The 18514-nt window shown below is 72.6% G+C and carries 14 protein-coding genes, 1 tRNA gene and 2 pseudogenes; 8 read left to right on the top strand and 9 right to left on the bottom strand.

Going from position 1 to position 18514, the window contains the following annotated elements; all coding sequences use genetic code 11:
* Positions 1 to 545 precede the first annotated feature (545 nt).
* Together IF00_RS0131055 and IF00_RS0131050 are read right to left on the bottom strand one after the other, a co-directional pair.
* Positions 546 to 1067 carry a universal stress protein gene (locus tag IF00_RS0131055; protein WP_245234683.1) on the bottom strand — a complete coding sequence of 174 codons (522 nt, stop codon included), beginning with the start codon at positions 1065 to 1067 and terminating at the stop codon, positions 546 to 548.
* Positions 1068 to 1314: 247 nt separating this feature from the next.
* Positions 1315 to 1650 (bottom strand): YnfA family protein, encoded by a 336-nt coding sequence (locus tag IF00_RS0131050; RefSeq protein WP_030323795.1) that lies wholly within the window; start codon positions 1648 to 1650, stop codon positions 1315 to 1317.
* 312 nt (positions 1651 to 1962) lie between these two features.
* On the opposite strand from IF00_RS0131050, the gene IF00_RS0131045 reads away from it, so the two are divergent.
* Both IF00_RS0131045 and IF00_RS0131040 read left to right on the top strand, forming a co-directional pair.
* Entirely contained in the window at positions 1963 to 3567 is a 1605-nt protein-coding gene (locus IF00_RS0131045) for a carboxylesterase/lipase family protein (RefSeq protein ID WP_078944915.1), read from the top strand.
* Positions 3564 to 4706, top strand: a complete 1143-nt coding sequence (locus IF00_RS0131040) for an ABC transporter substrate-binding protein (protein WP_030323793.1) — start codon at positions 3564 to 3566, stop codon at positions 4704 to 4706. Before IF00_RS0131045 ends, IF00_RS0131040 begins: the two co-directional genes overlap by 4 nt.
* Positions 4707 to 4711: 5 nt before the next feature.
* Here IF00_RS0131040 and IF00_RS0131035 read toward each other — a convergent pair whose 3' ends face one another.
* The 4 genes from IF00_RS0131035 to IF00_RS0131020 all read right to left on the bottom strand — a co-directional run bounded on the left by IF00_RS0131035 (position 4712) and on the right by IF00_RS0131020 (position 8770).
* Positions 4712 to 5497, bottom strand: coding sequence for a bestrophin-like domain (locus tag IF00_RS0131035; RefSeq protein ID WP_030323792.1), 786 nt, complete (start codon positions 5495 to 5497; stop codon positions 4712 to 4714).
* Between the two features lie 179 nt (positions 5498 to 5676).
* Positions 5677 to 6849: a hypothetical protein gene (locus IF00_RS0131030; RefSeq protein WP_037639407.1), complete on the bottom strand. Its 1173-nt coding sequence runs from the start codon at positions 6847 to 6849 to the stop codon at positions 5677 to 5679.
* Between the two features lie 100 nt (positions 6850 to 6949).
* Positions 6950 to 8665 carry a methionine--tRNA ligase gene (gene metG / locus IF00_RS0131025; RefSeq protein WP_030323789.1) on the bottom strand — a complete coding sequence of 572 codons (1716 nt, stop codon included), beginning with the start codon at positions 8663 to 8665 and terminating at the stop codon, positions 6950 to 6952.
* A 31-nt stretch (positions 8666 to 8696) separates the two neighbouring features.
* Positions 8697 to 8770, bottom strand: a tRNA-Ser gene (locus IF00_RS0131020).
* 351 nt (positions 8771 to 9121) lie between these two features.
* On the opposite strand from IF00_RS0131020, the gene IF00_RS0131015 reads away from it, so the two are divergent.
* The gene (locus tag IF00_RS0131015) at positions 9122 to 10324 is read left to right on the top strand and encodes a serine hydrolase domain-containing protein (RefSeq protein ID WP_030323784.1); all 1203 of its coding nucleotides are present in this window, start codon (positions 9122 to 9124) and stop codon (positions 10322 to 10324) included.
* Between the two features lie 77 nt (positions 10325 to 10401).
* On the opposite strand, the gene IF00_RS0131010 is transcribed toward IF00_RS0131015, so the two are convergent.
* Positions 10402 to 11388, bottom strand: a complete 987-nt coding sequence (locus IF00_RS0131010; protein ID WP_078944913.1) for an FAD-dependent oxidoreductase — start codon at positions 11386 to 11388, stop codon at positions 10402 to 10404.
* A gap of 310 nt (positions 11389 to 11698) precedes the next feature.
* Here IF00_RS0131010 and helR point away from each other — a divergent pair, with 310 nt between their 5' ends.
* Both helR and IF00_RS0131000 read left to right on the top strand, forming a co-directional pair.
* Positions 11699 to 13903 (top strand): RNA polymerase recycling motor ATPase HelR, encoded by a 2205-nt coding sequence (helR, locus tag IF00_RS0131005; protein ID WP_209439817.1) that lies wholly within the window; start codon positions 11699 to 11701, stop codon positions 13901 to 13903.
* A 145-nt stretch (positions 13904 to 14048) separates the two neighbouring features.
* On the top strand, positions 14049 to 14468 hold the full coding sequence (locus IF00_RS0131000; RefSeq protein WP_030323778.1) for a hypothetical protein: 420 nt from the start codon (positions 14049 to 14051) through the stop codon (positions 14466 to 14468).
* A gap of 15 nt (positions 14469 to 14483) precedes the next feature.
* Here IF00_RS0131000 and IF00_RS0130995 read toward each other — a convergent pair whose 3' ends face one another.
* Entirely contained in the window at positions 14484 to 14954 is a 471-nt protein-coding gene (locus IF00_RS0130995; protein WP_051820699.1) for an SRPBCC family protein, read from the bottom strand.
* Between the two features lie 194 nt (positions 14955 to 15148).
* Between IF00_RS0130995 and IF00_RS44165 the strand changes: the two are divergent.
* Positions 15149 to 15331 (top strand): annotated as a pseudogene (locus IF00_RS44165) (hypothetical protein); the annotation flags it as partial.
* A gap of 281 nt (positions 15332 to 15612) precedes the next feature.
* On the top strand, positions 15613 to 17367 hold the full coding sequence (locus IF00_RS0130985; protein WP_030323770.1) for a beta-galactosidase: 1755 nt from the start codon (positions 15613 to 15615) through the stop codon (positions 17365 to 17367).
* Between the two features lie 67 nt (positions 17368 to 17434).
* Here IF00_RS0130985 and IF00_RS0130980 read toward each other — a convergent pair whose 3' ends face one another.
* On the bottom strand, positions 17435 to 18187 hold the full coding sequence (locus IF00_RS0130980; protein WP_030323769.1) for a helix-turn-helix domain-containing protein: 753 nt from the start codon (positions 18185 to 18187) through the stop codon (positions 17435 to 17437).
* A 243-nt stretch (positions 18188 to 18430) separates the two neighbouring features.
* Between IF00_RS0130980 and IF00_RS48235 the strand changes: the two are divergent.
* Positions 18431 to 18514 (top strand): annotated as a pseudogene (locus tag IF00_RS48235) (DUF4097 family beta strand repeat-containing protein); the annotation flags it as partial.

Below are 18514 nucleotides of genomic sequence, written 5' to 3'. Positions count from 1 at the left end.
CACGCCTCGCGAAGCCGGAAACGGAACAGTCGGCACTTCTGTGACCTGCGTCACGATCGTCCGTACCGGAAGGGAGGCTCCGCGCGCCGAACCGCCTCGCACACGACGCTCGGTGCCTCCGCACCAGCGAACCTGAAACCATCAGCAGCCCAGCAGATGTGAAGCACAGAAGCGCTATCCCCTCTTGGATGATCCACTGTACCGACCTCGGCCTTCGGCCTGTTTCCGTGTCTGTGTCCAGTCGTCACGCCGGGGTGACGACTGATTCACTGCTCACACCGGCCCCGGCGACGGAGTGGCTCTCGCCGCCGGGCCAACCGGACCAGGAGGGTCCTGAGCGCTGTCCGCGGTGTTCGGCGCGCAGGAACCCTGCGGCGGCAGCGGCCCGGCGAGGGCACCGGAGCCCGGTTTCCTCCCCGCCCCGCCCGGGCTTCGTCGACGACGGCGTCCGCGAAAGACTCGACCGCACCCTGCGCCACGACCTGACGTCCGGCGCCCTGGACGAGCGCTTCGCCGACCTGCGCACACGACCCACGTACGAGGGCTCACTCGTCCTCGTCCGGACCACGCCCCGACCCCTGCGCCAGGAACAGGCCGCGGCCCACCGCGACGTCCGTGAGGCGCTGCAGATGCTCCAGGTCCGCCTGGAGAGGGCTGGGCGGCACCGCGAGAACCGGGCACGGGGCGTGGGCCAGGCAGTAGCGGGCTACCGACGGCCGCAGCACCCGGAGCAGCCCGCGCGAGCCGGTGCCGACGACAAGGAGGTCGCCCGGGCCGTTGATCGCGTCGACGAGGACGACACCGGGAGTGCCCCGGACCATGCGCCCGACCGGAGCCGCGCCCGGCCGGCAGGCGCCGAGGGCTTCGAGGGTCTCCCGCAGCAGCGCGGCCGCCGCGTCCCGGCAGTCGGCGAGTACGGAGGGCCCGCAGGAGGCCCGGTTGCCGGGGCCGCCGCCGGGCGGTTGCCAGGCCAGTACGACCAGCAGCTCCGCATCCCGCGCCCGGGCCTGAGTCGCGGCCTCGTGCAGGGCCGCCAGGCTCCCCAGGGATCCGTTCGTCCCGACCACGACTCGTCCTCGCACTGCCGGTCACGCCTTCCTCTTCACGGCTCGTCGGCTACAAGGGAAGCCCGGCGGGAGGCGTGCGCCGCTGGTGCTGACGGTCCCCTGACGCCGGGAGCGAGATCCCTGGCGGATCCCTGACGCGGCCGGCCGTCACCCCGGCGCCCGGCGCGGTACCGGGCGCGGACCGGGCGTGCGTCCCGGAGCCCGCCCCCTCCGGCCCGTACGAAACCGACGAGGGTTTCGCGGGAGATCAGTCGCCGCGCGGCGCGTACATGATGACGGCCATGCCGGCGAGGCAGATGAGCGCGCCGGCGACGTCGTAACGGTCGGGGCGGTAGCCGTCGGCGACCATGCCCCAGGCGATCGACCCGGCCACGAAGATCCCGCCGTACGCGGCGAGGATGCGGCCGAAGTCGTCGTCGGACTGGAACGTGGCCACCACCCCGTACAGGCCGAGGGCGATGACTCCGGCGCCGATCCAGACCCAGCCCTTGTGCTCACGGATGCCCTGCCAGACGAGCCAGGCGCCGCCGATCTCGAAGAGGGCGGCCACCACGAACAGGGCAACGGAACGAGCGACAGTCATGATCGGTGACCCTACCGGCGGCCCCTGCTCATGACCCATGCGGCGGGTCGGCGCCCCGGGCGCGCTGCCGTTCGGCGGCGTCCGAGGGTGACGGCCGCCGCCTTGGCCGGTTCCCGTCCCCGCCGGGGAGATTCCTGTCAGGCGCATGACCGAGCACCGAGAGCCCTCGGCCCCCGGCGTTCTGCGCGGGCTCCGCACCCCGCCGCCCACCCGAGTCGTCCATAAACGGCTGGCGTGACATCAGGCCCCGGCGGATCATGCGAAGGGTCCCCGCTCGTCACGAGCCCGCTCACCCGTCCGGGAGAAGTCGCGATGGCAGTCACCCCGCCCGCACCGCACGAGCCGACCCCGTCGCCCCGGCCGTCCCAACCGTCCGGCCCGCCCCAGCCGTCCGGTTTCCGGCCCGAGGTCCGCTCAGCGGCCGGTGCGGTCCGAGGTACGCATGAGGCGGGTGTGGCGGTCTTCCGGGGCATCCCGTTCGCCGAGGCCCCGGTCGGCGCGCTGCGCTTCGCCGCGCCCCGGCCCGCCCGGAGCTGGAGCGGGGTGCGGGAGGCCGTCTCGTACGGGCCACCACCCCCGCAGTCGGGGCATTTCGGCATGGACGCCCTCGCGCGGGACACGCCGGGCGACGACTGGCTGACGGTCAACGTCTGGTCGCCCGAGCCGACCCCCGGCACCGGGCTGCCGGTCATGGTCTGGATCCAGGGCGGCGCGTACGTCTTCGGGACGTCCGGCCTTCCCGAGTACGACGGCGGCCGCCTCGCCCGGGACGGCGGCGTGGTCGTGGTGACGTTCAACTACCGCGTCGGCATCGAGGGCTTCGGGCACATCGAGGGGGCTCCGCCCAACCGGGGGCTGCTCGACCAGGTCGCCGCCCTGGAATGGGTGCGCGACAACATCCGGTCCTTCGGCGGCGACCCCGGCCGGGTCACGGTCTTCGGCCAGTCGGCGGGCGGGGGATCCGTCGCCGCCCTGCTCGCGATGGACCGGGCGGCCGGACTCTTCCGCCGGGCAGTCGCGCAGAGCGTCCAGGGCACGTACTTCTCCCCCGAGCTCGCCTCGGACATCGCCACGGCCTGCGCCGCCGAACTGGGCCTGCGGCCCACGACGGCCGACCTGTCCGACGTCCCCCCGTACGAACTGCCGGCCGCGGGCGACGCGCTCAGCGCCACGATGGACCGGTGGGCGGACCGCTGGGGCGCGCCGGCGTACCGGACGATCCCGTTCGCTCCGGTCGTCGACGGCGACATCCTGCCCACCACACCGTGGCAGGCCCTGTCCGAAGGCGCCGGCCGTGACGTCGAGCTCCTCGTCGGCCACACCCGCGACGAGCAGCGCCTGTTCACCGCGGTCACCGGCCTGCTCGGAGAGGTGAGCGAGGAGCAGGCGGCGGCCGCCCTCCGCTTCCTCGCTCCCGGCCCGGACGGCGCGCGCCGGTATCGCGACGCCTTTCCGACGGCGGACCCGGACGGGCTGTACGAACTGGTCCACTCCGACTGGCTCTTCCGCATGCCGTCGCTCCGCCTCGCCGAGTCCCGGGCGGCCGCCGGCGGTCGCACCCATGTGTACGAGCTGACGTGGGCCGCCCCCGGCATGGGCGGCGCCTTCGGTGCCTGCCACGGCCTCGATGTCCCCCTCGTCTTCGGCAATCTGGACCGCGGGCAGCCCGCCGTGCTGATCGGTGAGGAGCCGTCCCCGGAGGCAGAGGCCCTGTCGGCGCGGATGCGCGCCGCCTGGACGTCCTTCGCCGCCCACGGCGACCCCGGCTGGCCGGCCTACGACCCCGGACAACGGCTCGTCCAGGTCTTCGACACCCACCCCGCCGTCATCGCCTACCCGGAGGAGGCCTCCCGTCTGATCTGGCAGGACCACGCCTTCCCCGTGCTCACGCCGGTGACGGGAGACGCCGCCGTATGAGTACGCCGTTCTCGAAGCCAGGAGCTGCGCGGACCGACGGATCGTCCGTCAGGATCGGCGCTCTCGTTCCGCTGACACCGCCCGGCTGGGTCGAGGCCGGCCGGCATCTGCTCGCCGGACTCGAACTGGCCGTTCGCGAGGTCAACCACGCCGGCGGGATCGGCGGCACCGTGGCGGGCGCGAGCGGCGGAAGGCCGCTCGAACTGGTGGTCCGGGACACCGCGGCCGATCCGCGACGGGCCGCGGCGGCGGTGGAGGAACTGGCCGGGCTCGGCGTGGCCGCTCTGGCCGGCGAGTATCACAGCGTCGTCGCCCGCGCCGCCGCCGCCGGGGCCGACGCCCTCGGCCTGCCGTACCTCTGCTCGTCGGCCGTCCTCGACGCGCTCACCGACGAGCCGACGGAGCGGGTGGCGCGCCTCGCCCCCGCGCAGTCCCACGGCTGGCGGATCTACGCGGACTTCCTGCTCGCCGCGGGGCACCGTCGTGTCGCCGTCGCCGCCCAGCCGAGCGTCTACTGGGCGTCGGGGACCCGCGTTCTGCGGGACCGTCTCGCCGCCCGCGGCGGCACGGTCGTCCCCCTCGACATGGGCGAGCTCACGCCCGCGGCGGTGTGCGACGCCCTCGTCGACCGGCAGGCCACCGCACTCCTCCTCCTGGTGGGCCACCCCGAGCCGGCTGTGCCGCTCGTCCGGGCCGTCCGCCGCGACCGGCGCCTCGCCGAGATCCTGATCGGCGCTCCGGCCGGGCAGCCGGAGTTCGGCTCGTGGGCGACGGCGCTCGGCGAGGACGGCGCGGCGATCCCGTTCCTGCGCTACCTGCCCGAGCGCCTCGGCCCGCTCGGCGACCGGGTCGGGGCGGCCCTGCGCGAGCGGCTGGGCGAGGCGCCCTCCTTCGTCGCCTTCGAGGGCTACGACACCGTCACCGTCCTCGCCGACCTGCTGCGCTCCCACGGCACGGACCGGGCGGGCGTCGCGCGGTCCTGGCCGCGCGTCGACGTCGAGGGCACCCGGGGGCGGATCCGGTTCTCCCGCACGCCGGGCATCGGCGTGTGGCAGTGGGCGTGGCCGCCCGTCCAGGTCGTCGACCGGGATCCGGCGGGGCCCGAACGTTTCCGCGTCCTCCACACGGGACCGGCCTGAACCCGCTACCAGTAGCGCTCCAGGGCCCCTTCCTTGTACGGGGCGGGGCTCACGCTGAGTTCACCGGCGAAGGGGCGGTCCAGGACGAAGACCAGGAGCAGACTGAAGCCGATCAGGGCGGCGACGGAGGCGACGAAGAGGAGCTGGATCCGCAGCTTGCGCATGCCGTACAGGAAGGTGAGCGGGATCAGGACGAAGGCGCCGCCGAAGGCGAGGACCTGGAGCAGCGGGGGCAGTTCCTGTTCGGCCATGGTCAGGCGGGCCCGGCGCTGCGAGGCCACGCCGTTGAGGTGGCTGACGGCCTCCTCGTAGAAGACCTCTTCGCGCGGGGTCTTCGGGTCGTACGCCTGGAGGACGTCGTAGACGACCTGGAGCTTCGCGGCGGTGGCCCCGTAACTCGGCTGCCCCTCCCGCATCCGGGGCCATTGGACCTCGACGACGGAGTGGACGTAGTCGCTGAGCGCGTCGTCGACGCGGGCGCGGACCGGGGGCGGGAAGGCGGCGGCGTCGCGGGCGATGAGGGCGACGTCGGTGGCCTCGGAGGCCACGATGGTCTGTGTGCTCTCCAGCTGGGTCCAGAGGGTCACGATGACGAAGGCGAGGATGATCCCGTAGATCGCGCCGAACATGCCCAGGGTCACCCCGACCATGTCGTTGTGCTCGCCGTCGGCCAGCGACGGGTGCCTGCGGCGCAGAAGCACACTGCCGGCCACCGCCACGAGGACGGTTCCGCCGACGGTGACCGCGGCCAGGGTGAAGGTGCTGAATTGATTGAGCAGCCAGAGCGACATGTGCGGGGAGTCTAGGGATCCGGCCACCCGTCGCCCGGCACACGCGCAGCGCCCGTTCCCGGCCACAACCGCCGGAGCGCACGCCTGTGCGCGTGCGCGCCGCGTGCGTTCGCACCCGAGGTTCACCCCATCGAGTGAGCGGGTCGACGCGGTCGTGCCGAGGAGGGCCGGAGGGCGGGTCAGTCGTGGGTGCTCTGCCTGCCCGCCTCCTCGTCGACGGCGTACGGGTGGACGTAACGGTCGTCGTCGAACGGGGTGAACCACGTGCCGATCGCCAGCGGGGTGACGCCGATGCCGGCGACCGCGGGGTCCTCGACGGCGCCGTCCCGCGTGTCGTCGTACAGCCACTCGAAGTCCATGTCCTCGTACACCTCGTCGGCGAAACGCTCCAGGGCTTCCGCGACGTCGTCGCCGAGGAGCCCGTACAGATCGAGCGTGGAGTGCGCCCGCTGCAGGAGCAGCTTCAGTACGAGCTCCTCCGCGAGGCAGCCGAGCTCACGGAAGCTCCCGTCGGTGAACCGGGTGGTCAGGGCTATGGCGGTCACCAGGAAGCGGCGCGCGAAGAGCTCGTCGTACGCGAGGCCGTAGCGCGGCGGAAGCTCGGCGAGGTGCCACAGTTCGGCCCGGCACTCGGCGACGTTGGTCTCCTCGTCGGCGAGGGTCTGGACGTCGTCGTACAGCTCGTCGATGAGGACCTCCGAGGCGTAGACCAGGGCTCCGGCGGCCAGTTCGGCGGCTTCGGAGGCGAGGGCGGCCGCCGCGCCGCCCTCCGGCTCCCGCCGCGCTCCGAGGAGGCTCCCGAAGGAGATCAGGCGCGGGGCCAGGGCGCGGATCCGGACCTCCAGATCGGCCTGGTCCTCGTCGTCGTCCCCGCTCCCGTCCGCGCCGTCGGCGCCGTCGAGAGGGTGGGTGGGGTGCGTGACGGCGGAGGGGTCGGTCCCGGCCGTGTGGCGGGCGCGGCGGGCCCGGAGATCGCTGGGCGGCGCGTCCGGCCCGTCGGCGGCCTCCAGGCTCTCGCGGGTCAGATCGATGTGGAGTTTGACCTCGCTGCTCTCGACCACCCAGTCGGCGAGGAGCTCGGAGCGTTCGAGGACCTCCGCGGCGACGGAGCCGACGGCGTCCTCCGCGGTCTCCAGGGAGGGAGCGTGGACGAACACCTTCACGATCGACCCGCGCGGGTGGACGGCGACGATCGTCTCGAGGACGTCGACCTCGACCCCTCCGGGCCCCTCGATCCCCTCCACCGCTTCGAAGCCGTGCTCCAGGAGTGCGGACGCGCCGACCTGTTGCAGCGCGTCCAACTCGTCGGCACCGTCGGGCAGGCAGGTTTCCACTGTTACGACGTAGCTCACGTCGGCAAGCGTGCCAGGCGGGGCCCCGTCGCCGGGGCGGAATCCCGGGAGAACGCGGGCCTGTCGGGGAGTTCCTTCCGCCCCGGGCGGGCGCCTTCGGTCAGACGCCACCGAAGTGGGCGCGGTAGGACTCCATGTCCTCCTCGGTGATCTTGGCGAAGAGGACCGGCGGGACGGTGAAGGGGGTGCCCGCGGGGACCGTGTCCAGGGACCTGGCCCGGTCGGCGTCGACCCAGGCCGGGGCGGAGCCGGCGAGGGCGAAGGCGCCGCGCATGGCGGCGGCCGTGGCCGGGACGAAGGGCTCGGAGACCACCCCGTACAGATGGATCAGGTTCATCGCCGTGCGCAGGGTCAGCGCGGCGCCCTCGGGGTCGGTCCTGATCTCCAGCCAGGGCGCCTTCTCCTCCAGGTAGGAGTTGCCCGCGGACCACAGGGCGCGCAGTGCGGCGGCGGCCTTGCGGAACTGGAGGGCGTCCATCTGCTCCTCGTACGCGGCGAGCAGGCGCGCGATCTCGTCGCCGAGCCGTGTCTCCGCCTCGCCGGCGGCGCGGCCGGCCGGGACCTCGTCGCCGAAGCGCTTGCGGGAGAAGGAGAGGACGCGGTTGACGAAGTTGCCGAGGGTGTCGGCGAGGTCCTTGTTCACCGTGGTGGTGAAGTGCTCCCAGGTGAAGGAGGAGTCGTCGGACTCGGGGGCGTTGGCGACGAGGAAATAGCGCCAGTAGTCGGCGGGCAGCAGCGACAGGGCGGTGTCGGTGAAGACGCCGCGCTTCTGGGAGGTGGAGAACTTGCCGCCGTAGTACGTCAGCCAGTTGAAGCCCTTGACGAGGTCGACCCTCTTCCACGGCTCGCGCACGCCGAGCTCGGTGGCGGGGAACATCACCGTGTGGAAGGGGATGTTGTCCTTGGCCATGAACTGGGTGTAGCGGACGGTGTCGTCGGCGTCGTACCACCAGGACCGCCAGTCGCGGGTCTCGCCCTCGGGGGCGGCGTCGGCCCATTCCTCGGTGGCGGCGATGTACTCGATCGGGGCGTCGAACCAGACGTAGAAGACCTTGCCCTCGGCGGCGAGCTCCGGCCATGTGTCGGCCGGCACCGGCACGCCCCAGTCCAGGTCGCGGGTGATCGCACGGTCCTGCAGCCCCTCGGTGAGCCACTTGCGGGCGATGGAGGTGGAGAGGACGGGCCAGTCGTCGCCGACGGCGTCGATCCAGGCCTCGACCTCGTGCTGGAGCCTGGACTGCAGCAGGAAGAGGTGCTTGGTCTCGCGGACCTCCAGGTCCGTGGAGCCGCTGATCGCCGAGCGCGGCTCGATCAGGTCGGTGGGGTCGAGGACGCGGGTGCAGTTCTCGCACTGGTCGCCGCGGGCCTTGTCGTAACCGCAGTGGGGACAGGTCCCCTCGACGTACCGGTCGGGCAGGAAGCGACCGTCGACGGGCGAGTAGACCTGACGGACGGCCCGCTCCTCGATGAACCCGTTCTCGTGCAGCCGGCGGGCGAAGTGCTGGGTGAGGCCGGCGTTCTGCCGCGAGGAGCTGCGGCCGAAGTGGTCGAAGGACAGCTCGAAGCCGTCGTACACGGCCTTCTGCGCGTCGTGCGCCCGCGCGCAGAACTCGGCGACCGTCAGTCCGGCCTCCTTGGCGGCCAGCTCGGCGGGGGTGCCGTGCTCGTCGGTGGCGCAGATGTAGAGCACGTCGTGGCCGCGCCGGCGGAGGTACCGGGAGTACACGTCCGCCGGGAGCATCGACCCGACCATGTTGCCCAGGTGCTTGATCCCGTTGATGTAGGGAAGCGCGCTGGTCACCAGGTGTCGGGTCATTCTCGGATGCTCCGTTTCGTGGGTAGGGGGACGGGGCCGGCCGGATTCGAACCGGCGTCCTCCTCATGAGCAGTGAGGCGCGACGACCGCTGCGCTACGAGCCCCGTCCGCCGACGATCCTACGAGCCGTCCGCCCTCCACCGCGCGCGCATTTCCGTGGGCGCGCCCGGGTGCGGCGGACGGCGGACGGCGCGGCGGACCGTCCCGACGGCGCGGGCCGTCCTGACGGCGCGGCGGACAGCGGACGGCGCGGCCGGGCACCCCGGATGCGGGGCCGGCGACCTTTCCGCGACGCGCCCTTACCCCGCGCCGCCCCACCTCAGGGCCGCCCCGGTGACCCCCGTGGCGCCGAACGAGTGGACTTGGCGGGCGGTGGGGCGGGCGGAGGGCAGGGGTGCGGGGTGGCGGTGGTGATGTGGCCGTCCCTGACCGTGACCCTGGAAGAGGTCTGCCGACATGCGACGTACCCCCTATCGCCGATTGTTCGCCGCGACGGTCCTCGTGGCCTCCGTGCTCGCGCCGATGGCGGCGGCTCCCGCCACGACCGTCCACGCCGCAGCCGTCGTCGACCGGCACGGTGACGACGACTGTCCGCCCGGCGGGCTGGGGCCCGAGCTGACCGCCCGGCTCGACAAGACGATCGCGGACGTCCGCAAGCAGGCCGGTATCCCCGGGGTCGTGGTCGGGATCTGGATGCCCGGCAAGGGGAGCTACGTCCGTGCCACCGGGGTCGCCGACAAGGTCACCCGCGAGCCGATGTTCACCAACACCTTCGTCCGGATCGGCAGCGAGACCAAGACCTTCACGGTCACCGCGCTGCTCAAGCTCGTCGACGAGGGCCGCATCGGCCTCGACGACCCGATCGCCAGGTACGTCCGCGGCGTCCCGAACGGCCACCGGATCACCTTGCGGCACCTCGCCGAGATGCGCAGCGGCCTCTTCCCGTACACCGCCGACGCGGACTTCGTCCACGACCTGCTGAGCGACCCGCAGCGCTACTTCACGCCGCACGAATCGCTCGCGTACGGCTTCAAGCACAAGAACACCTTCAAGCCCGGCGCCCAGTTCCAGTACTCCAACACCAATCTCGTCCTCCTCGGCCTCGTGATCGAGAAGGTCACCGGTCAGCGGCTCGACGACGTCATCGAGCGGCGGGTGCTCCGCCCGGCCCGTCTGCGGCACACGCTCTTCCCCGAAGGCCCCGAGTTCCCCGAGCCGCACGCCCGCGGCTACACCGACCAGACGCTGACCGGCGCGACCGCGGACGCCACCGACTGGAACCCCAGCTGGGCCTGGGCGGCCGGCGCGATGATCTCGGACCTGCACGACCTGCGCCGCTGGGCCAAGATCCTCGCCACCGGAGAGCTGCTGAGCCCCGAGACGCAGGCACAGCGTCTCAAGACGCTGCCGACCGGGTTCCCCGGCGTGAGCTACGGCCTCGGGATCTTCGACGCCGACGGCTGGATCGGGCACAACGGCTCCATCCCCGGCTACGAGACCGTGACGGTCTACCTGCCCTCGCAGAAGGCCACCATGGTCCTCATGCTCAACACCGACTCCCAGGTGGGGGGCCAGGAGCCGTCCACGCTGCTCGCCCGGGCGATCACGGCGGTCATCACGCCGGACAACGTCTACGACGGTGGGATCGCGCCGCGTTAGAACGTCCGCGTCAGGAGCCTCCGCGTCGGGGTCCACGCGTCAAGGCCCGTGCGTCAGGGACGCGTTGGGCCTCCGCGTCAGGGCCCTTGCGTCAGGGACGCGTAGTACGCCTGCAGTGCCGCCTCGCTGCCCGAACCCATGGCGGTCATGATCCGCTGGAAGCGGGCGGCGCGCAGGTCACCGGCCACGAGGACCCGGAAGTGCTGGTCCGCCGGCCGGCAGTAGCCGTCCTCGCCCCGGACGAGGCCGCGGCCCGGGACGGTGGGTGCGCTCCCGATGCTCACGTACGCGGCGTCCGCCGTGACCGTACGCCGTTCCCCGTCCCGGCACGTCAGCTCCGCCGACGTGCCGTCCGGGCCCCACCGGGTCAGCGTCACGTGCTCGACGGGGAGGAGCGTGACGCGCGGGTCGTCGCGGATCTCCTCGATCTTGTACGTGTCCGCCTCCGGGTACGCGACGAGGAGGCGGGTCCGGTCGGCCGGGTGGGCGCGGAGGAACGTGCCGATCGGGCGGTCGCCGCCCAGGACGAGGATCGTGCGGGACGACGCGTCGGCGGCCGCGTCCGCCTGCCAGAGCGGGGGCAGCTTCAGTTCGCCCGGGGCGGTGATCCAGGTGACGTCGCCGGGCTGGAGGGGGGACACGCCGGTGGCGACCACGGCGTACGGCGCCGTGAACACCTTCCCGTTCCCGTCGGCGTCCGGCGCGGCGGTGACGTCGGCGGCGACGGTGACCCGGTCGTCCTCGGCGTGAACAACCGTGACACGACTGCCCAGTTCGAGGCGGCACAGCTCCGTGCTCCTGAGGTCCGCCGCGATGGAGTCGGCGAGTTCCCGGCCGTTGGTCCAGCCGCCGAGGACGTTGTCCAGTGCCGGGATCCGGTGGAGGCTGCGGCAGAGCCCGTTCGGCTCGATCAGGATCGTGCGCAGGCCCACGCCGGCCGCGGTCCGGGCGGCCGCGCAGCCGGCCGGGCCGCCGCCGACGACGATCAGGTCGGTCGCGTCGTCCTCGCGTGCGGGGGCACGGGGGTGCGTGGAAGGGCGAGCGCTGGAACCCGTGTCGGCCATGCCGCCATTGCAGCACCAGGGCCCCGCCACCGGTACCGGACCTGCCGGCGACTCGTCCTGCGGGGCGCTCTCTTCGGGGCCGCTCGGGACCGCGCTCCGGTCTCGGACCGGCCGGGGCTCCCTTGAGGAGGGGGCCGCGGTGCCAGTGCCGGAAACCGGCGGCGGGACGGCCGAAAGGAAAGGGCGAGAAGGTGTACTCACCTCTCGCCACTTACAACTTATACCGCACAGGGGGGCTTGCGGCAAGGCCCCCGCTGTACCGCAGAATCACTCTCCTCAGCCCCGGACCTGCAGAAATGAGACTCACCCAGTGCGTGTGCCTTCGTCGGTGGACCAGTCGTGCGGCACCAGTGCCTTCGACCTTCCCGACCGCCTCTCCCCCAAGGCCGACCCGGCTCTGATCGCCGGTGACGAGCGGCACTTCGCGGCCGTCGCGAAGAGCCTCGAAGAGACGATCGCCGAACTGTCCGACCGGCTCGACGCCACGCGCAAGGCTCCCGGCGGCGCCGGCCGGGAGGCGATGGACCGTGACGCGGAGATCCACCGTTTGACCGGGCGCCTGCGCACCCTGCGCCGCTTCGGCCTGGACCTGTGCCTCGGGCGCATCGTCGGCGCCGAGGGCGCGGAAGGTACGGAGGAGGTGGACGGCAGCGACGGCGCGGAGCCCGTGTACATCGGGCGTCTCGGCCTCACCGACAGCACCGGCCGCCGTCTCCTCGTCGACTGGCGCTCGCCCGCGGCCGAGCCGTTCTTCGCGGCGACCCACGCCAGCCCGATGGGGCTGTCGAGCCGCCGCAGGTACCGCTGGAACGGCGGCCGGATCAGCGACTACTGGGACGAGGTGTTCACCGCCGACGGCCTCGACGAGCACGCGGCGCTCGACGACCAGTCCGCGTTCATCGCCAGCCTGGGCGGCAGCCGTTCGCCCCGGATGCGCGACGTGCTCGCCACCATCCAGGCCGACCAGGACGCCATCATCCGGGCGGGCTCCCGCGGCACCCTCGTCGTCGACGGCGGCCCTGGTACGGGAAAGACCGTCGTCGCGCTGCACCGCTCCGCGCACCTGCTGTACGCGGACCCCCGTCTCGGGCACCGTCGCGGGGGCGTCCTGTTCGTCGGCCCGCACCAGCCGTACCTGGCGTACGTCGCCGACGTCCTCCCCAGCCTCGGCGAGGAGGGCGTCCAGACCTGCACCGTGCGGGACCTCGTCGCCGAGGGCGCCAAGGCGGCGACCGAGCGCGACTCCGAGGTGGCGCGGCTGAAGTCGTCCGCCGGCATGGTGCGGGCGATCGAGGCGGCCGTCCGGTTCTACGAGGAGCCGCCCACCCACGGGATGACGGTCTCGACCGACTGGGCCGACGTCCGGCTGACCGCCGGCGACTGGGCCGAGGCGTTCGAGGCGCCGGAGGCGGGAACGCCGCACAACGAGGCGCGCGAGCAGATCTGGGAGGAGCTGGGCTCGATCCTCCTGGGCAAGCTCGGCGACGAGGTCCCTGAGGACGAGTTCCGCCGGGCGCTGCGGCAGGACGAAGAGGTGTCCGGGGCCCTCCACGGCGCGTGGCCGCTGCTCGAGGCGACCGACCTGGTCGGCGACCTGTGGTCGGTCCCCGCGTACCTGCGGAAGTGCGCCCCGTGGCTCGACCGCGAGGAGGTCCGGACGCTCCAGCGGGAGGACGCGCAGGCCTGGACGGTGTCCGACCTGCCGCTTCTGGACGCGGCGCGGCAGCGGCTCGGTGACCCGGAGGCGGCGCGGCGCAAGCGCCGGCAGCAGGCCACCGTCGCCGCCGAACGGGCGCGCATGGCCGATGTGATCGCCGACGTCCTCGCCGCCGACGTCGACGGCGAGGGCGCGGTGACGATGCTGCGCGGGCAGGACCTCAAGGACAGCCTGGTCGACGAGGCCGCGCTGCCCGGCGTCGAGCCCGACCTGCTGGCCGGCCCGTTCGCGCACATCGTGGTGGACGAGGCGCAGGAACTGACGGACGCCGAGTGGCAGATGCTGCTGCTCCGCTGCCCGTCCCGCAGCTTCACGATCGTCGGTGACCGCGCGCAGGCGAGGCAGGGCTTCACGGAGTCGTGGCAGGAGCGGCTGGAGCGGGTCGGGCTCGACCGGATCACCGTGGCGTCCCTGAGCATCAACTACCGGACGCCGGAAGAGGTCATGGCGGAGGCCGAGCCGGCGATCCGGGCCGCGCTGCCGGACGCGAACGTGCCGACGTCGGTCCGCAGCAGCGGTGTCCCCGTCGTCCACGGCGCGGTGACGGAACGGGACGCGATCCTCGACGAGTGGCTCGACGCGAATGCCGACGGGACCGCGTGCGTCATCGGCGATCCCCGGTTCCGGCCGAGGCCCCGCGTGCAGTCGCTCACGCCGAGCCTGTCGAAGGGCCTCGAGTTCGACCTGGTCGTCCTCGTCGACCCGGAGAGGTACGGCGTGGGCATCGAGGGAGCGGTCGACCGCTATGTGGCGATGACGCGCGCGACCAGGCAGCTCGTCGTCCTGACCAGCGCCTGACGGCGGGCGGGACCGCTTCCGGGGGCCCGGCCCGGCGCCTGTTCAGGTGCCGGGCCGGGCCTCCCCTGCCTCCGTGGGGCGAACCGGTGTCGCACGTGGGCGCGCCATGGACGTTCCTGCGATGACATGACGTATCGATAGGTGCATGACTCAGACACGCGCGCACGCCGCCGCTCCCGTTCTCCACGACCAGGCCGTTCCCGGTGGGGAGTGCCCCGAGGTCGCGTCGCTTGTCGCGCCGTACCTGGGCATCATTCGTTCCGCTCTTCCCCCCGTAGAGGCGGAACGATTCTTCGTACGGGCCCTGGACGCGCACGAGGAGGAGCGGCGCCGGGCGGGCGCCCCCCAGCTCGGGTTCAGCGCGTACCTCTCGGACGGTCTCGGTGAGACCTGGGGCGGATCCCTGGCGCACACCTCCGCCTGGGAGGCCATGCAGGCGATCCGCCAGCTCGTCCGCAAGGCCCCGCGCGCGGACCTCGCCGCGTACCTGCGACTCGGCCTCCGGACGGTCCGCGAACTCGGCACCGCGGCCCCGGGCCGCACGCCGGTACCGGTGGGCGCCTGACCCCGCGTCCGGCGCTCAGCCCTCCGAGCGGTCTCGCTCGCTCTCCGGAGTGTCCGGCAGCCAGGGGTCCGGGCCCGGGTCGCCGCCCTCGGCGCGGGTCGCGAGCCGGTCCACGTAGTGCTGCCAGCTCTCCGCGTGGGCCTCACACGCCTCCGTGGAGGGCAGGCCGCTGTGGATCATGCGGAGGAGGGTGCCGTCCGGGGTGGGTGCGAGGGTGATCTCGATCGTGCTGGAGCCCGGCGGGACGGGCAGCGGACCGGACTCCCAGCCCCAGCTGAAGACGACCCGCCGGTGCGGATCGACGGTGATGAAACGCCCGGAGGCGACGTTCTCCCCGGTGACCCGGGTGCGGTACGAGCCTCCCGGCTCGAAGGTGAACGATCCGTCGGCCCCCATCCACGACAGCCACTTCTCCCGGTCGGTGAGGAAGCCGAAGACCGTCTCGGGGCGGGCGGCGATGCGCCGCTCCAGGGTGACGGTGTCCATGGGAGTCGGTGGGATCGTCATCTGGGCCTCTCGCTTCGTCCGGCCTCGTCGGCGAGCCGGGCCGGGGTGTCGGGCCCGGTGGCCCGCACGGCCCCTCCGTGCGCAGCGTAACGAGACCGGCGTCTTTCGGCACGTCGAGGTGCCGGGGGAGGCCGCCGCGGGGGGCCGTCCGCCCGCCTTGGGATGTTGGACCGGACGATGGCGACGCCCCCGTCCTTCTCGCGACCCGCATGGACGACACGGACCTCGACGCCGCCGGTACCCAGCTCGTCGCTCCCTCCGACCGGTGTGGTGCCCGGTACGTCAGCACGGTGACCGGGATCTGGATCGGGGCCTGCCCGGTGCCGCTGCCGGGACCGGTGCCGGTGCGGGTCTGACCGGGGAGAAGGGGTCCCCGCGCACGGTCGGCCGGGGAAGCCGACTGCGCGCCCGCCGTTGCCGCGTTGCCGGGCGACCACCGCGGCGACGCGCAGGACTCCCCGGGCGACGTCCCGCCAGAAGGAGTCGACGCCCCGCGCGACGAGACCGTTCTCCGGGCAGCCCAGCCGACCTCCCTCCCCTCCGCGGGCCGCCGGAGCACGCAAGGGCTTGCCCTACAAGCATGTTTACGTAAACATGCTTGTAGCAGCAATCACCCGAGCACAGGAGCCGCCACCTCATGCCCGTTCTCCAGACAGACAAGGCCGGTTTCCTGCTCGACGGCCGCCCCTTCCGGCTCCTGTCCGGCGGGCTGCACTACTTCCGGGTCCACCCCGGACAGTGGGCCGACCGCCTGCGCAAGGCCCGGCTCATGGGGCTCAACACCGTCGAGACCTACGTCCCCTGGAATCTCCACCAGCCGCGCCCCGACACCTTCCGCCTCGACGGCGGCCTCGACCTGCCGCGCTTCGTCGAACTCGCCGCCACCGAGGGGCTGCACGTCCTGCTCAGGCCCGGCCCGTACATCTGCGCCGAGTGGGAGGGCGGCGGGCTTCCGTCCTGGCTGCTCGCCGAACCGGACATACGACTGCGCTCCCGCGATCCCCGGTTCCTGGCGGCCGTCGACGACTACCTCGCCCGCCTGCTCACCCCGCTCCGGCCGCACCTGGCCTCACAGGGCGGCCCGATCCTCGCCGTACAGGTGGAGAACGAGTACGGGGCGTACGGGGACGACACCGCCTATCTGGAGCATCTCGCGGACTCCCTGCGCCGCTGCGGGGTCGACGTCCCCCTGTTCACCTGCGACCAGCCGGTGGACCTGGAGCGCGGAGCGCTGCCCGGGGTCCTGGCCACGGCCAACTTCGGCAGCCGGTCGGCCCACCATCTGGCCGCCCTGCGCGCACAGCGTCCCGAAGGGCCGCTGATGACGTCGGAGTTCTGGATCGGCTGGTTCGACCGCTGGGGCGCACACCACGTGGTCAGGGACGCGGACACGGCGGCCCGGGAGCTGGACGAACTTCTCGCCACCGGCGCGTCGGTCAACTTCTACATGTTCCACGGCGGCACCAACTTCGGCTTCACCAACGGCGCCAACGACAAGGGGACCTACCGCCCCACCGTCACGTCCTACGACTACGACTCTCCGCTGGACGAGGCCGGCGACCCGACGGCGAAGTACACGGCCTTCCGTGACGTCATCGCCAAGTACGCCCCCGTTCCGGGCGAGCCCGTACCCGCTCCCGGCCCCAAACTCGCCCTGCCCGCGCTCGTGTTGACGGAGAGCGCCGAGCTGCTGCCGCACGCGGCCGCGCTCTCCCCGTCGACCGTGGAGTCGCGCCGCCCGCTCACGATGGAGGAGCTGGAGCAGGACTTCGGCTTCGTCCTCTACGAGACGACGCTGCCCGTCAGGGGCCCGGCGCTCCTGGAGATCGAGCAGGTCCGCGACCGTGCCCAGGTGTTCGTCGACGGGCAGCCCGTGGGCGTCCTGGAGCGCGAACAGCACGAGCACGCACTGGCGTTCGCCGCGCCGCGGGCGGGCAGCGTCCTCACCGTCCTCGTCGAGAACCAGGGACGGGTGAACTACGGGCAGGGCATCCACGACCGCAAGGGCCTGCTCGGGAAGGTCCTCCTGGACGGGGTCGAACTCGCCGGCTGGACCAACCGCCCCCTCCCGCTGGCCGACCCGGCCGGCATCCCCTTCGCGCCCACCACGGCGACGCCCGTCGGGCCGGCCTTCCACCGGGCCGTCTTCGACGTGGACGAGACCGCCGACACCTTCCTCCACCTGGACGGCTGGACCAAGGGCAACGCGTGGATCAACGGCTTCCCGCTGGGCCGCTACTGGTCCCGGGGGCCGCAGCGTTCCCTGTACGTCCCCGCTCCCGTACTGCGCTCCGGCCCGAACGAGCTCGTCGTCCTCGAACTGCACGCCGGTCACCGGGCGCGTACGGTCGCCTTCCGCGCGACGCCGGACCTCGGCCCCACGGAGGAGTAGGGCTCCCCGACAGCGGGGTGCCCTGATCTCCGGGGGGATCAGGGCACCCGCATCCGCGCACCGCGGTTCAGGCGACGCCGCCCGGGGGCGTCGTCGTCCCGGGCGTCGCCGTCACCGGCTTCGTGGAGAGGATCGAGCGGGCCTGTTCCGCGGCTCGGGCGGTGCTCTCGGAGACGAACTCGAGGAAGCGGGCGATGCCTTCGAGGCGGGCCCCGGCCGGGGTGCCGGAACCGAGGACGCCTACTCCCTGGCGTGCGGTCTCGACGATCTGGAGAGCGGCGCGGGCGCTGGCCATCATCGACTGGTACCAGATGTCGTCGTCGACGACATAGCGCTCACGACGGCGCTCGTCGCGTTCGCGACGGACGAGCCCCTGACTGTCGAGGAACGCGATCGCCTTCGAGATGGACGCCGGGCTGACCTGGAGGTGCTGGACGAGCTCGGACGCGGTGAGGCTTCCCGAGTCGGTGAGACAGAGACAGGCCATCACACGGGCCATCATCTTGGGCGTCCCCGACTGTATGAGGACGGTCGTGAAGACCTCCTCGAACTCGCGCACCGCTTCGGCGTCGCGCCCGTCGGCCCGCACGGGCGCCTTCGGGTCCCGGGACGCGGCCTGCTTGCGGCGGGCCCGGTGTTCGGTGGCCCGGTGGGCGAGGTCGGAACGGTAGCCGGTCGGGCCGCCGTTCCGCATGACCTCACGCGTGATCGTCGAGGTCGGACGGTCGAGACGCCTGGCGATCTCGGCATAGGCGAGGCCGTCCGCCAATCCCAGCGCGATCTGCTGGCGTTCCTGCTGGGTGAGCCTGCCTCCCGGCATCGGGTCTCCTTCGTGGTCCGTGGGGACCCCACTATAGCGTTCACCGCCAATCCATTGCAACGAAACGAAGCAGGAGTGTTGCGTTAAGCGTAAGTCCATTGCAATGAATTTCCGCCTCTCACCTGCATTGATGGGAATTCTACGCAACGACCTTGTTGCCATAGTCATGAACGCAACGTAGCTTTTCCCTCATCGGAAACGGCGGGCCCGCGAGTGGGTCCGCCCCATAGAAGGAGAAGCACCGTGCAGAAGTTCGCCACCGCCTCCGCCATCGCCGCCGTCCTCGACATCCCGGCCGGCCGTATCCAGCTCATCGCCGCCGACCGG

This window comes from Streptomyces flavochromogenes, assembly GCF_000717595.1.
GTDB lineage: Bacteria > Actinomycetota > Actinomycetes > Streptomycetales > Streptomycetaceae > Streptomyces > Streptomyces flavochromogenes.
The sequence above is the reverse complement of the archived record's forward strand: the minus strand, read 5'-3'. Positions and strand labels throughout refer to the sequence as shown.